The organism is Pseudomonas graminis (genome assembly GCF_001705435.1).
Taxonomy (GTDB): domain Bacteria; phylum Pseudomonadota; class Gammaproteobacteria; order Pseudomonadales; family Pseudomonadaceae; genus Aquipseudomonas; species Aquipseudomonas graminis_B.
On sequence record NZ_MDEN01000068.1, the window covers coordinates 354,562 to 368,516 of the forward strand.

Annotated in this window: 13 protein-coding genes and 2 pseudogenes; 12 read left to right on the plus strand and 3 right to left on the minus strand. The window is 64.7% G+C overall.

Translation table 11 applies throughout. From position 1 onward, the window contains the following. Positions 1 to 51 precede the first annotated feature (51 nt). From phnF to BBI10_RS28750, 12 genes and pseudogenes are all read left to right on the plus strand, one after another. Positions 52 to 774: a phosphonate metabolism transcriptional regulator PhnF gene (phnF, locus tag BBI10_RS21605; protein WP_065991648.1), complete on the plus strand. Its 723-nt coding sequence runs from the start codon at positions 52 to 54 to the stop codon at positions 772 to 774. A 14-nt stretch (positions 775 to 788) separates the two neighbouring features. Continuing rightward, entirely contained in the window at positions 789 to 1,271 is a 483-nt protein-coding gene (gene phnG, locus BBI10_RS21610; protein ID WP_065991649.1) for a phosphonate C-P lyase system protein PhnG, read from the plus strand. A gap of 26 nt (positions 1,272 to 1,297) precedes the next feature. After that, positions 1,298 to 1,945, plus strand: a complete 648-nt coding sequence (gene phnH, locus BBI10_RS21615) for a phosphonate C-P lyase system protein PhnH (RefSeq protein WP_083233228.1) — start codon at positions 1,298 to 1,300, stop codon at positions 1,943 to 1,945. Continuing rightward, positions 1,945 to 3,018 (plus strand): carbon-phosphorus lyase complex subunit PhnI, encoded by a 1,074-nt coding sequence (locus tag BBI10_RS21620; RefSeq protein WP_065991650.1) that lies wholly within the window; start codon positions 1,945 to 1,947, stop codon positions 3,016 to 3,018. The genes phnH and BBI10_RS21620 overlap by 1 nt, the downstream gene beginning before the upstream one ends. Next, on the plus strand, positions 3,015 to 3,902 hold the full coding sequence (locus BBI10_RS21625) for an alpha-D-ribose 1-methylphosphonate 5-phosphate C-P-lyase PhnJ (protein WP_065991651.1): 888 nt from the start codon (positions 3,015 to 3,017) through the stop codon (positions 3,900 to 3,902). Before BBI10_RS21620 ends, BBI10_RS21625 begins: the two co-directional genes overlap by 4 nt. Next, positions 3,899 to 4,729, plus strand: coding sequence for a phosphonate C-P lyase system protein PhnK (phnK, locus tag BBI10_RS21630; RefSeq protein WP_065991652.1), 831 nt, complete (start codon positions 3,899 to 3,901; stop codon positions 4,727 to 4,729). The genes BBI10_RS21625 and phnK overlap by 4 nt, the downstream gene beginning before the upstream one ends. A gap of 22 nt (positions 4,730 to 4,751) precedes the next feature. Continuing rightward, positions 4,752 to 5,501, plus strand: a complete 750-nt coding sequence (gene phnL / locus BBI10_RS21635; protein WP_065991653.1) for a phosphonate C-P lyase system protein PhnL — start codon at positions 4,752 to 4,754, stop codon at positions 5,499 to 5,501. Then, positions 5,495 to 6,670 (plus strand): alpha-D-ribose 1-methylphosphonate 5-triphosphate diphosphatase, encoded by a 1,176-nt coding sequence (locus tag BBI10_RS21640; protein ID WP_065991654.1) that lies wholly within the window; start codon positions 5,495 to 5,497, stop codon positions 6,668 to 6,670. Before phnL ends, BBI10_RS21640 begins: the two co-directional genes overlap by 7 nt. Further along, positions 6,670 to 7,236 carry a phosphonate metabolism protein/1,5-bisphosphokinase (PRPP-forming) PhnN gene (gene phnN / locus BBI10_RS21645; protein WP_065991655.1) on the plus strand — a complete coding sequence of 189 codons (567 nt, stop codon included), beginning with the start codon at positions 6,670 to 6,672 and terminating at the stop codon, positions 7,234 to 7,236. The genes BBI10_RS21640 and phnN overlap by 1 nt, the downstream gene beginning before the upstream one ends. Next, a complete protein-coding gene (gene phnP / locus BBI10_RS21650; RefSeq protein ID WP_065991656.1) occupies positions 7,227 to 7,976 on the plus strand; it encodes a phosphonate metabolism protein PhnP in 750 nt (249 codons plus the stop codon). Before phnN ends, phnP begins: the two co-directional genes overlap by 10 nt. 397 nt (positions 7,977 to 8,373) lie before the next feature. Continuing rightward, positions 8,374 to 8,997, plus strand: a pseudogene (locus BBI10_RS28745) (PDC sensor domain-containing protein); the annotation flags it as partial. A 525-nt stretch (positions 8,998 to 9,522) separates the two neighbouring features. Beyond that, a pseudogene (locus tag BBI10_RS28750) lies at positions 9,523 to 10,122 on the plus strand (methyl-accepting chemotaxis protein); the annotation flags it as partial. A 229-nt stretch (positions 10,123 to 10,351) separates the two neighbouring features. On the opposite strand, the gene moaA reads toward BBI10_RS28750, so the two are convergent. The 3 genes from moaA to BBI10_RS21670 form a co-directional block, all read right to left on the minus strand. Further along, complete coding sequence (gene moaA / locus BBI10_RS21660) at positions 10,352 to 11,350, minus strand: GTP 3',8-cyclase MoaA (protein ID WP_065991658.1); 999 nt, start codon at positions 11,348 to 11,350, stop codon at positions 10,352 to 10,354. Between the two features lie 75 nt (positions 11,351 to 11,425). Further along, a complete protein-coding gene (locus tag BBI10_RS21665; protein WP_065991659.1) occupies positions 11,426 to 12,253 on the minus strand; it encodes a formate/nitrite transporter family protein in 828 nt (275 codons plus the stop codon). Positions 12,254 to 12,571: 318 nt separating this feature from the next. Then, positions 12,572 to 13,921 carry a cation:proton antiporter gene (locus BBI10_RS21670; RefSeq protein ID WP_065991660.1) on the minus strand — a complete coding sequence of 450 codons (1,350 nt, stop codon included), beginning with the start codon at positions 13,919 to 13,921 and terminating at the stop codon, positions 12,572 to 12,574. Between the last annotated feature and the right edge of the window lie 34 nt (positions 13,922 to 13,955).

Genomic DNA, 13,955 nt, shown 5'->3' on the forward strand with positions numbered 1-13,955 from the left:
TTGTCTAGACAAACCGAAACGATGAACCGCGGGTCATTGCCCCGTGAATCCATGACCCGTGAGCCCCTGCAGCGTGAGCCCCTGCACCGTGAACCCAGGTACCGCGAACTGGCGCAGACCCTGCGCAGTGAACTCGACCGCTACACCGCCGGCGAATACCTGCCCGCCGAAGTCCAGCTGGCCGCGCGCTTCGAGGTCAACCGCCACACCGTGCGCCGGGCCATCGACGAACTGGTGCGCGAAGGCAGCCTGCTGCGCCGACAGGGCAAAGGCACCCAAGTGCTGGGCCGTCCGCTGGTGTACCCGGTCGCCGCTGGCAGTGCCTACAGCGAATCCCTCGCCGCGCTCGGCCACGGCGTCGAAGCGGTGCTGCTGCAACGCCGGCACTGCACGGCGACGGTGGAGGAGGCCGCGCATCTGGGCCTCGAACCCCACGCGCCGCTGATCGAACTGCAAACCCTGCGCCGCCTCGACGGCCAGCCGGTCTGCCTGATTCGCCACCGTTACTGCGCCACCCGCGCGTCGTTGATCGCCGACTACGTCAGCGGCTCGGTGCGCCAGTTCCTCACCGAACGGCAGTTGCCGTTGACCCGGACCTTCAGCCTGATCGGCGCGCGCCTGCCCAGTCGCGAAGAGGCCAGCGTGCTGCTGATGCCGCGCCACTTGCCGGCGCTGACGGTGCTGACCCTTTCCCACGATGCGCACGGAAACCCGGTGGAGATTGCCCATTCCACCAGCCGCTCCGACCGCTTCCAGTATCAGATCGTCACCTGATGGAGATGCCCTCGATGACTGCCACACCCGTTTCCTCCAACGCGGCCGACGCCCCGGCACCCGATCATGCCGCTCGCCAGCACTGGATCGGCGTGCTGTCGCGCAGCCGCCGCGCCGAACTGCAGGCCCACGAAGCCGCCCTGCGTGACGCCGACTACCAACTGATCCGCGCGCCGGAAATCGGCATGACCCTGGTGCGGGGCCGCATGGGCGGCAGCGGCGCGCCGTTCAACGTCGGCGAGATGACCGTGACCCGCTGTGTGGTGCGCCTGGCCGACGGCCGCACCGGCTTCAGCTACCTGGCGGGGCGCGACAAGGCCCACGCCGAGCTCGCCGCCCTGGCCGACGCCCATTTGCAGGGCGCGCAACAGGCCCACTGGATCAGCGACCTGATCGACCCGCTGGCCCGCGCGCAAGACCTGCGCCGGGCCAAACAACAAGCCGAAACCGCCGCGACCAAAGTGGACTTCTTCACCCTGGTCAGAGGAGAAAACTGATGAGCACCTCTCTCGCCACTCAATCCTTGCCCGCCTCGCTGTTGCAGCCGGCATTCACCGATCCGGTGCTGGATGCCCAGCGCAGTTTTCGCGCCGCGCTCAGGGCCCTGGCCGGCCCCGGTGTCGCGCAAAGCCTGCTCGCCATGCAAACCCCGCCGCACCTTGAAGGCCTTGCCGCGGCCAGCCACGCCCTGTGCCTGGCCTTGCTGGACATCGACACGCCGCTGTGGCTCGCGCCGAAGTTCGACACCCAGACCATCCGCGCCAACCTGACCTTCCATTGTGGCTGCCCCATCGTCAGCGACCGGCAGAACGCCCGCTTCGCGCTGCTCGACGACAGCCAGTTACACGACCTCAGCGGTTTCGACCTGGGCAACGATCGCTATCCCGACCAGTCCTGCACGCTGCTGGTCCAGTTGCCGAGTCTGCAGGGCGGCACGCAACTGGCCTGGCGCGGGCCAGGGATCGAAAGCAAAAACCACGTCAGCCTGCCGTTGCAGGAGGCGTTCTGGCAGGAGCGCGAATCGCGCAATGACTTCCCCCGCGGGATCGACGTGTTCTTCGTCGCCGGCAGCGAATTGCTCGGCCTCCCGCGCAGCACCCAAGTGCTGTTCAAGCCGCAGCCGTCCAGTCTGCAACCGTCCAGCCCTCAACCGTCGACAGGAGCCGTCTGATGTACGTTGCCGTCAAGGGTGGCGAACAGGCCATCGACAATGCCCACAAACTGCTGGCGAAACGACGCCGGGGCGACACGTCCGTCGCCGAACTGGGCGTGGAACAAATCCGTCAGCAACTGCCGCTCGCCGTCGCCCGGGTGATGACCGAAGGCTCGCTGTACGACGCCGAACTCGCCGCGCTGGCGATCAAGCAATCGGCCGGCGATCTGGTCGAAGCGATCTTCCTGCTGCGCGCCTACCGCACCACGCTGACCCGCTTCAGCGCCAGCCTGCCCATCGACACCTCGGCCATGCAGCTCAACCGGCGTCTGTCGGCCACGTTCAAGGACGTCCCCGGCGGGCAACTACTGGGCCCGACCTTCGACTACACCCACCGCTTGCTGGATTTCACCTTGCTGGCCGAGGGCGAATTCCCTGGCCCTGAAGGGCAGGCCGACGCGGCCGTTCAGGATTGTCCGCGGGTGCTGGGGCTGCTCGCCAAAGAAGGCCTGATCAAGGAAGAACAGGACACCGGCGCGCCGGTCGCTGACATCACCCGCGAGCCGCTGGAGTACCCGGCCAGCCGTGCCGAACGCCTGCAAGCGCTGGCCCGCGGCGATGAAGGCTTTCTCTTGGCGCTGGGCTATTCGACCCAGCGGGGCTACGGCCGCAACCACCCGTTTGCCGGCGAGATTCGCGTCGGTGACGTGGAGGTGTGGATCGAGCCGGAAGAGCTGGGCTTCCCGATCTCCATTGGCGCCATCGAAGTGACCGAGTGCGAGATGGTCAACCAGTTCGTCGGTTCCGCCACCGAGCTGCCGCAGTTCACGCGCGGCTACGGCCTGGCCTTCGGGCACGCTGAACGCAAAGCCATGGGCATGGCACTGGTGGATCGCTCGCTGCGCGCCGGTGAGTACAGCGAGGAAATCGTCTCGCCCGCGCAGCAGGAAGAATTCGTGCTTGCCCACTGCGACAACGTCGAAGCCGCCGGTTTCGTTTCGCACTTGAAACTGCCGCACTACGTGGACTTCCAGTCGGAACTGGAACTGATCCGCACACTGCGCAAGCCCTCCAAGGAGCAGGCTCAATGAACGCTGCCACGCCGCCACGTCTTCAGCCACAGGCCCCCCGAGACGAGGCCTACAACTTCGCGTATCTGGATGAACAGACCAAACGCATGATCCGTCGCGGCCTGCTCAAAGCCGTGGCCATTCCCGGCTATCAAGTGCCCTTCGGTGGCCGTGAAATGCCGCTGCCTTACGGCTGGGGCACCGGCGGCATGCAGCTGACCGCCGCGATCCTCGGCGCCGAAGACGTGCTCAAAGTCATCGATCAGGGCGCCGACGACACCACCAACGCCGTGTCGATTCGCCGCTTTTTCGCCCGCACCGCCGGCGTCGCCACCACCGAGCGCACCCCCGAAGCGACGATCATCCAGACCCGCCACCGCATCCCGGAAACGCCGCTGCACGCCGACCAGATCATGGTCTATCAGGTGCCGATTCCGGAGCCGTTGCGCTTCATCGAGCCGTCGGAGACCGAGACCCGCACCATGCACGCGCTGAACGACTACGGCGTCATGCACGTCAAGCTCTACGAAGACATCGCCACCTTCGGCCACATCGCCACGGCTTATGCCTACCCGGTGACCGTCGATGAACGCTACGTCATGGACCCGTCGCCGATCCCCAAATTCGACAACCCGAAACTCGACATGAGCCCGGCATTGATGCTGTTCGGCGCCGGTCGCGAGAAGCGTCTGTACGCGGTGCCGCCGTTCACCCGCGTCACCAGCCTCGATTTTGAAGATCACCCTTTTGAAGTGCAGAAGTGGGAACACAACTGCGCCATCTGCGGCAGCCACGAGTCGTTCCTCGACGAGCTGATCCTCGACGATCAGGGCACCCAGAGCTTCGTCTGCTCGGACACCGACTACTGCGCGCAACGGGTCAGTCAGGGGAGGGCCGCGCAATGAATGCTGCTCAACAGATCGACCGTGATGCCGTCAGCGACCGCACCCAGCCACTGCTGAAAGTGCGCGGACTGACCAAGTTGTACGGTCCGGAGAAAGGCTGCCAGGACGTCAGTTTCGAGCTGTACCCGGGGGAGGTGCTGGGCATCGTCGGCGAATCCGGCTCCGGCAAGTCGACGCTGCTGTCGCTGCTCAGCGGCCGTTGCCCGCCCGACCGGGGCGTCATCGATTACCGCCTCGCCGACACCCATAAAAATGCCGGCCAATGGCTGGACCTGTACAGCGCCAGCGAGGCCGAACGGCGCACCTTGCTGCGCACCGAATGGGGCTTCGTCGAGCAGAACCCTCGGGACGGCCTGCGCATGGGCGTTTCAGCCGGTGCCAATATCGGCGAGCGGCTGATGGCCCAGGGCGTGCGCAATTATCAGGCGCTGCGGGCGGCGGGGCTGGACTGGCTCAACCAGGTGGAGATCGACCCGGCGCGCATCGACGACTTGCCACGGACCTTTTCCGGCGGCATGCAGCAGCGCCTGCAAATCGCCCGAAATCTGGTGTCCGGCCCACGGTTGGTGTTCATGGACGAGCCCACCGGCGGCCTTGACGTGTCGGTGCAGGCGCGTTTGCTCGACCTGATGCGCGGGCTGGTGCGCGAGCTGGACCTGGCGGTGGTGATCGTCACCCACGACCTGGCCGTGGCCCGATTGCTCGCCGATCGGCTGATGGTCATGCGCCGTTCCCACGTGGTGGAAACCGGCCTGACCGATCAGATCCTCGACGACCCGCAACATCCGTATTCGCAGCTGCTGGTGTCTTCGGTGCTGCAGCCATGATCCGACTTTCGGGATGCCTTCAATGAACACGCTGATCGAGGTCCGTGACCTCTCGAAAACCTTCAGCCTGCACCAGCAGAACGGCGTGGTGCTCAACGTGCTGCGCGGCCTGAATTTCTCCGTCAGCGGCGGCGAGTGCCTGGTGCTCCACGGCCATTCCGGCGCGGGCAAAAGCACGCTGCTGCGCACCCTCTACGGCAACTACTTGCCGGCCGGTGGCAGCATTCGCGTGCAGCATCAGGGCGAGTGGCTGGAACTGGTGGGCGCTGCGCCCCGGGAGGTGCTGCAAGTGCGGCAGCAAACCCTCGGCTACGTCAGCCAGTTTCTGCGGGTTATTCCCCGCGTCGCCACCGTCGAGGTGGTCATGGAACCGGCGCTGGCCCGTGGCTGGAAACGCGAAGATGCCCAGGCCCGCGCCGAGCATCTGCTCGCCCGGCTGAACATTCCCCAGCGCCTGTGGCAACTGGCGCCGGGGACGTTTTCCGGCGGCGAACAGCAGCGCGTCAACATCGCCCGCGGCTTCATGGTGCCGTGGCCGGTGATGCTGCTGGACGAGCCGACCGCGTCGCTGGACGACGGCAACCGTCAGGTGGTCCTCGAATTGATCAATGAAGCGAAGAGCGCCGGTGCTGCGGTGATCGGCATCTTCCACGACCGTCTGGCCCGGGAAGCGGTGTCCGCCCGTCATCTGGACATGACCCCGCCCGATCTTGACCCGCAAGCCTCAATGGCATCGATGGCATCGAGCCCGAAGGAGACCGAACAATGCTGAACGAACAGATCCTGACCCACGCCAAGATCGTCACCGCCGAGCGCGTCTTCAGCGGCACCGTGGTGCTGCGTGACGGGTTGATCAGCGAAATCGACGAGGGCATCAGCCAGTTGCCCCAGGCGCAGAACCTCAATGGCGATTACCTGCTGCCGGGGCTGGTCGAGCTGCACACCGACAACCTGGAAAAACACCTGAGCCCGCGCCCCGGTGTGGATTGGCCGTCAGCGTCGGCGGTCATGAGCCACGACGCGCAAATCATCGCGGCGGGCATCACCACGGTGTTCGACGCGCTGTCCATCGGCGACGTCAACCCCAAGGGCAAGCGCATGCAGCAACTGCCGGGCATGGTCGAGGCGATCGCCAAGGCCAACGCCGCCGACATGACCCGCGCCGAGCACCGCTTGCACTTGCGCTGCGAGGTCTGTCATCCGGACACCCTCAGCGTGTTCCGCGACTTGGTCGAGCAGCCGCTGGTGCAGCTGGTGTCGGTCATGGACCATTCGCCGGGCCAGCGCCAGTTCGCCCTGGAATCCAAGTACCGTGAGTACTACATGGGCAAGTACCACCTGAGCAGCGAGCAGATGGACGCGTTCATCGTCGAGCAGGTCGCCAATTCGAAGACCTACAGCGACCGTTATCGCCGTGCCATTGTCGATATCTGCCTGGCACGCGGGCTGTCGGTGGCCAGTCACGACGACGCCACCCTGGCCCATGTCGAGGAATCGGCGGCCTACGGCATGAGCATCGCCGAGTTCCCGACCACCCTGGAAGCGGCGCAGGGCTGCCGGCGTCTGGGCATGAGCGTGTTGATGGGCGCGCCGAACATCGTCCGTGGCGGCTCGCACTCGGGCAACATCGCGGCGGCGACATTGGCCGAAGAAGGGCTACTGGATATTCTCTCCAGCGATTACTATCCGGCCAGCCTGTTGCAGGCGGCGTTCACCTTGGGCGCCCAGTTGGATGAGTCGCAGGTGTCCGCGGATGAATCGACAGGCGCCGGGCTGGCGCGTGCGGTGACCACCGTCAGCCTCGCACCGGCCCGTTCGGCGGGCTTGCACGATCGCGGCGAGATTCGCGTCGGCCTGCGCGCCGACCTGATCCACGCCCGGGCTGTGGGCACACTGCCGATCATTCAACAAGTCTGGCGACAAGCGAAGAGGGTGTTCTGATGGCAGGCAGGTTGATCTATCTCATCGGGCCGTCGGGTTCGGGCAAGGACAGCCTGCTGGACGCGGCCCGGGAGGCATTGGCCGCGCGGGACTGCCGGATCGTGCGGCGGGTCATTACCCGCTCGGCAGAAGCCAAGGGCGAAGCGGCCCAGGCCGTCAGCGTCGAGCGTTTCGAGGCCCTGCAGGCCCAGGGCGCGTTTGCCTTGAGCTGGTTCGCCAACGGCCTGCATTACGGCATCCCCAACGAGATCGACCAATGGCTGGCCGACGGGCACGACGTCCTGGTCAACGGCTCGCGCGGCCATCTGCCCCACGCGCGGGCGCGTTATCCGTCGCTGTGGGTGGTGTTGCTGACCGTTGATCAATCGGTGCTGCGGGATCGATTGCTCAGTCGGGCGCGGGAATCGGCGGATGAGATCGAAACCCGACTGGCGCGCAATGCCCAGTTCGCTGACGATTTGCAGATGAGTGACCCGTCAATGATCGTGCTGGACAACTCCGGCGCGCTGGATCAAACCGTCGCCCGACTGTTGCAGCGACTGGAGCGAACCCCCGCATGCGCCTGACCCTGCTCGGCACGGGGGATGCGCGGCAAGTGCCGGTCTACGGCTGCGAATGCCCGGCCTGTCGCGCCGCCCACGCCGACCACCGCCTGCGCCGCCGGCCCTGTTGCGCGCTGGTGGAACTGGGCGAGCAGCGATGGTTGATCGACAGCGGCCTGCCGGACCTCACCGAACGTTTCCCGCCGCGCAGCCTCAGCGGCATCCTGCAAACCCACTACCACGCCGACCATGCCCAGGGCCTGCTGCACCTTCGCTGGGGCCAGGGCCTTGTGATTCCGGTGCACGGCCCGGTCGACCCGGAAGGATTATCGGACCTGTACAAGCACCCGGGCATTCTCGATTTCAGCCAGCCTTTCATGCCCTTCGAAAGCCGCGCCCTGGGCGAACTGCAAGTCACCGCGCTGCCGCTGCTGCACTCCAAACCGACGCTGGGTTATTTGCTGGAAGGCGGGGGACGGCGGATCGCGTACCTCACCGACACTGTCGGCTTGCCCCATGACACCCAGGCCTTTCTGCAGCGCGAGGCGCTCGACGTGCTGGTCCTCGACTGCTCCATGCCCCCTCAGCCGCAGACGCCGCGCAACCACAACGATGTGAACCTGGCGCTGCAGATCATTGACGCGCTCAAGCCCGAACAGGCCGTGCTGACCCATGTCGGGCATACGCTGGATGCGTGGCTGATGGAACATGCCGCAGAACTGCCTGACCACGTTCGGGTGGCGCGGGACGCCATGGAAGTCTGACCGGGGCGGGGGGGCTGACGGTTGGCGAGTCATCCTATGACCTCCTGTCGCTCAGGTCGCTTAAACACCTGTCCCGCCTCAACTTTTGTCTGTCACGGCCGTTGCAAATGTAGCCCTACATTTCCTTCGGAGCTTGACCATGTCGTTGATTCCTCGCCGCATCGCTGGACGAATGACCCTGGGGATCCTGACATTGCTGGTGCTGACGGCGGTGGCGATTTACGCGGTCATGACCCTGGGCGGCAAACCCCAACTGGTGGCTGCCGGCACCGAGTCGGCAGAGCAGTCAGCCAGCGCCATCACCCGTCAGCTGGCGTTACCGTTGAGCCGCATCGAAGGGACGGCGGCGGCCATGGCGCTGCTGGCCGAGACGCTGCCCCACGACGAAACCCTGTACATGAGCAATTTCCCCGGCCTGATCGACAGCCAGGGGGATTCCGCCATTGCCGGTGGCGGCGTGTGGCCGGAGCCCAACGCCTTTGCGGCAGGCACCGAGCGTCGCAGTTTTTTCTGGGCCCGCGACCCTGCCAACCGACTGGACTTCTCGGACGAATACAACCAGGCCAAGACGCCGCCTTATCAGGCTGAGTCCTGGTACACCGGGGCCAAGTCCGCACCGGCAGGGCGTTGCGTCTGGTCCGATGCGTATCAGGACCCGGTCAGCGGCGTGGCAATGACCACCTGCAGCGTGCCTTACCGGGCCCAGGGCGCGTTCGCCGGTGTCGCGACCATCGACCTGAAGCTTGACGGTCTGGCCGCCTTTCTCAAAGAGAAAGGCGGCGTCACCGACGGCTACGCCTTCGCGGTGGATCCGTCAGGGAATCTGCTGTATTTCCCTGATGCGAAGGGCACCAAGGGCCTGTTGACCATTACCGGATTGAGCCAGGAGCAAACCTGGTTCAAGCCGGTGGCTGATCAGCTTGCGAGCAACACTTCGGCCCTCTCGACCCTGAGGATTGAGCACGACGGTCGGCTCAACGGCCCGGCCTACGTCACCCTGGCGACCATGGCCGGCACGGGCTGGCGCATTGGGCTTGTGACCCCGGAAGCCCGGGTTGTCGGCCTGGCCAACCGCCTCACCGGACAGATTCTGTTGTTCCTGTTGCCGCTTTTGGGCGTGCTGCTGGGTCTGGCCTGGCTGGCCGGCAAGCGGCTGCTGGCGCAACTGGAGGAAACCACTGCTCAGATCTCAAGCCTGGGCCAAGGCGGGCAGACTGACACTCAACTGGCGATTTTGCGCGCCGACGAGATCGGCGCGTTGCGTGAGTCGGTCAACCGCTATGCCGGTTCCCTGCGCGATATGCTGCACCGCATCGCCGAGGAATCGGTGTCTCTGGAGCGCCAGGCCAACGAGCTGGCGCAGCTGTCCCAAGGCGTCGCCGAACGGGCCGAATCCCAGCGTCAGGACAATACGCTGCTGGCCACCGCGATCACCGAGATGTCGGCCAGTGCCAATGAAGTCGCCCAGAACACCACAGACTGCTCCGACACCGCACGCCGTTCCCTGGGCGATGCGCAGAAGAGCCAGGATCAGGTCAACAGCAACAGTCAGTCCATCGAAGTCCTGGCGACGGACATTGCCGGGGCGGCGGGCGCCATCACCCAGCTGGGCGATGATATCGAGCGCGTGGGCAGTGTGCTGGAGGTGATCAAGTCGATCTCCCAGCAGACCAACCTGCTGGCCCTGAACGCCGCCATTGAAGCGGCGCGGGCAGGGGAGCAGGGGCGTGGTTTTGCGGTGGTGGCTGATGAGGTGCGCACCCTCGCCGGGCGAACCCAGGCGTCGGCGAACGAGATTCAGGAGATGATCTCGCAACTGCGTCAGGCCTCCAGTGCGGCGGTCTCGACGATGCAAAACGGTGCCACGCGCACCCGCGAGTCGGTGCAGCAGGCGGTCAATGTCGCTGCCACACTGGGCACGACCGTCTTCAGCTTCGACGACATCGTTCAGCGCGCCCATCAGATCGCCGTGGCTGCCCAGGAGCAAAGCCACGTCACCCACGAAATCAACGAACTGGCCGTGCGCATTCACGCCTCCAGCGAACAGGGCGCGCGGGACGCGGGCACCCTGCGCGAACTGGGCAAAGGCATGCAGTCGATCTCCGGTCGCCTAGGTGCACTGAGCCGCGGTGGCAGAGAGGGGTAAGGCGCTGTGCGCGCTGTCCATGCGGGGCGTGAGCACGATCAAATCTTCGGCGTCTGCTACGCCGTCTTCGTGAGCAAGCTCACTCCCACATGGGTTGTGTTGGCAAGAAATTGAGGGTGGTCAAGCCGGCCTCTTCCCGGCTGAAGCCGGTCCTACTAAAGACACCGCGTGCCTGTAGGACCAGCTGAAGCCGGTCCCACTAAAAAAACCGCGTGCCGTAGGACCGGCTTCAGCCGCCGGTCATGTTCATGAAGCGGACCACCTGGACGTCATCGTTGAGCTCGAAGTTGTGCTTCCATGGCTTCAACTGCATGGCGTTGACGATGGCTTTTTCGAGCTTGTCCGGCTGCCCCGGATTGGCCCGGAGCACGGCTTTCAGGTCGGCGGAATGCTCGTTACCCAGGCACAGCAACAGACGTCCTTCCACCGTGACCCGAACCCGATTGCAGGTCGCGCAGAAGTTGTGGCTGTGGGGCGAGATGAAGCCGATGCGGATGTGCGGCGCCTCGGCCACCCGCCAGTAGCGCGAGGGCCCGGACGTGGACTCGGTGGAATGCACCAGGGTGTAGCGCTCGGCGATGCGTTCGCGCACCTGCTCGCTGGAGTAGAACGACTCGGCGCGGCTGTGCTCGCTGATGGTCCCGAGGGGCATCTCTTCGATAAACGTGATGTCGACGCCACGATCAATGGCGAAGGCCACCAGATCATTGATCTCGTGGTCGTTGCGGCCCTGCATCACCACGCAGTTGAGCTTGGTGCGCTCGAAACCGGCCGCGTTGGCGGCGTCGATCCCGGCGATGACCTTGCTCAGGTCACCGGTGCGGGTCAGTTCCTTGAAGCGCGCCGGGTCAAGGCTGTCGAGGCTGATGTTGAGGCGCTTGAGGCCGGCTTCGAACAGCGGCACGGCGAGTTTGTCGAGCTGCGAGCCGTTGGTGGTCATGCACAGTTCGCGCAGGCCGGGCAGGGCGGCGATGCTGCGAACCAGCCCGACGATGCCGGAGCGCACCAGTGGTTCACCGCCGGTCAGACGAATCTTCTTTGTGCCCAGCGCGACGAAGCGCTCGGCCAGTTGGTGGATTTCTTCGAGGGAGAGAATCTGCTGACGGGGGAGGAACGTCATGTCCTCGGCCATGCAATACACGCAGCGGAAATCGCAGCGATCCGTCACCGACATGCGGACGTAATCGACCTTGCGTGAATAGCTGTCCATCAGGACTCGATCTGACATTGATTACTCTCGACAACGTGACGCGTGGCAGAAACAGGGTGCGCGCCTCGGGAAATGAGGCGCGCGGCTGCAGCGTTAAATCTGGCTACCGGTCTGCTGCTCGATGGACGCAGCAGTGACGCCGGTTGCCGAAGCCTGAATGGCTTTCGAATAGGACACGTAATACGCGAGCCCGACGAAAATTGCACCCCCCACGGCGTTGCCCAGGAACACCGCAACGAAGTTTTCAACGAATTCGGTCCAGCTCAATGCGTCGGCAAAGATCGCTGCCGGAATCACGAACATGTTGGCGACCACGTGCTGGAAGCCGATGGCGACGAAGGCCATGATCGGGAACCACATACCGAGGATCTTGCCGGTCACGTCTTTACTCGCATACGACAACCAGACCGCCAGACACACCAGCCAGTTGCAACCGATGCCGGAAATAAACGCCTGGGCAAAATCCGCGCTGGCCTTGGCCTTGGCGATGGCCAGGGTTTTGGCCAGATACGCGCCTTCGGTCAGCCCCAGCACATGGCCGAAGAAGTACGCGACGAACAGCGCGCCCAGCAGGTTGGCCAAGGTCACCAGCACCCAGTTGCGCGCCACCGCCGACAGCGGAATGCGCCCGGCGAACATGGCAGTGGGCAGGCTCATCATGTTGCCGGTCAGCAACTCACCGCCGGCCAGTATCACCAGAATCAGCCCGATCGGGAACACCGCAGCGCCCATCAGATTGCCCAGTGACGCCCAGGGCGCCGGGATCATCGTGCTGACATGGATGTCCAGCAAAAAGCCCAGGGCGATGAACGCGCCGGCGAGAAAGCCCAGCACCAGAATTGCCGCGGTCGGCATATGGGACTTTTTCACGCCGGCTTCAATGGTGATCTCGGCGATCTGCTGCGGTGTATTGATGGACATAGGCTTTCAGGCTCACAAGCAATGGACCGCACCGCGGCTGAACCCGCCGGCGGCGCGAAAACGAAAGAGGGGTTCAAGCATCCAGTCTTGGTGCGCGGGGGTGTCAGCCGACACGGCGCCGATCCCTGTTGGGCGCTGCTGCGACGTTAAACCGCATTGCAGAGAACGCTCAAAAGACCTGATCAATTAGTGAGCACGCTACCGATCGCACCCTTGAGCGTCCAATCGCTTGTTCCGATAGGATCATCGACGCTGTCTATCATGGGGCTTTTGATCAGGCAGCCGCTTCCATAAAGGGAAGCGGACGCGGTCGTGAGGTCAGTCTTTGGCGGTCCGGGTGATGCTGCGCTCGTAGCGCTCCAGCAGAGGCTGAATGCTGATGCCATGCAGCAGAATGCTCAGCGCCACCACGGACAATGTCAGGCTGATGGTGGTGTGGACTGACTCGGCCGGCAGGCCGTGGGTCAGCGCATAGCAGAGGTAATACAGCGTGCCGATGCCGCGAATGCCGAACCAGCCCACCAGGGCTTTTTGCGGGCGGGTCAGCAGTTTGCCACTGATTAACAGCCAGACGCTCAACGGCCGGATCACGCAGAACAGCGCCAGCCCCAGGCCGACGGCGCGCCAGTCCCAGTAACTGGCGAGGGCGGCGCCGAGGAGGGTGATCAGAAGCACCTCCATCGCGCGCTCCACCAGGCTGCCGAAGACCATCATGTCGCCCATCATCACGCCGGCTGCGAGCTGACTGTCTGAGAGCGCATCGCGATCGCCCATGATCGCCGACTCCGGATCGCTGTGGGTGTGCCCCACCATCGGGATGGCCACGTGTTCCGACGGCACCTCCGACTGGGTGGCGTTGGACTCGGCGTGACGAACGCCAATGCCCGCCGCGAACACCGCCAGGAATCCGTAGGCGCCGAGGCCTTCGGCGGTGACGTAGGCAATGGCAATCAGCGCCAGGGCGAGGAAGTCGTTGGGCGACAGGGTGCTGTCGGCGTTCTTGATGCGCAGGTAGATCATCAGATGACCGACGCCTCGGCCCAGGCCGTAACCCAGCATCAGCCCGACGGGTACGCCCCAGACGATGTTTTTCAGCAGCCAGCCCTGGGTCCAGTCGAAATCCGAAAAACCGTGGGTGATGAACATCAGGGCGAAAATCACGAAGGGGAACGCAGTGCCGTCGTTAAGACCGGCCTCACCGGACAGGCCGAAGCGCACCCGATCCAGGTCCTGGGCGCTGTTGACCTGCACCAGACCGGCCAGCACCGGGTCGGTGGGCGAAAGCATGGCACCGAGCAGCAAGGAGATGGGCCATGACAGGCCGAACAGGTAATGGGCGACCAGGCTGACGCCGGCAATGGTCGCCAGCATCACTGGCCCTGCCAGCAGGTACGCCGAATACCAGCCGCTGCGGTGCAGGGGCAGGCGCAGCTTGATACCGGTATTGAACAGCGAGAACAACACGGCGATTTCAGTCAGCCGTTCCAGCCAGTGGCGCGCATCGCGAATGTCGAGCTGCGCGATGTCCAGGCCCCAGGGCCCGATCGCGGCGCCAAACGCCAGGCACACCGCCGACGTCGTGACCGGCAGCCAGCGCAGATAGGAAGAAGTCAGTGCCAGCAGCATCAGCAGGACACCGAAGACGGTCATGCAAAGAATGAAACTCATGCGGAAACATCATCAGTCAATGGGCGGGAATGAG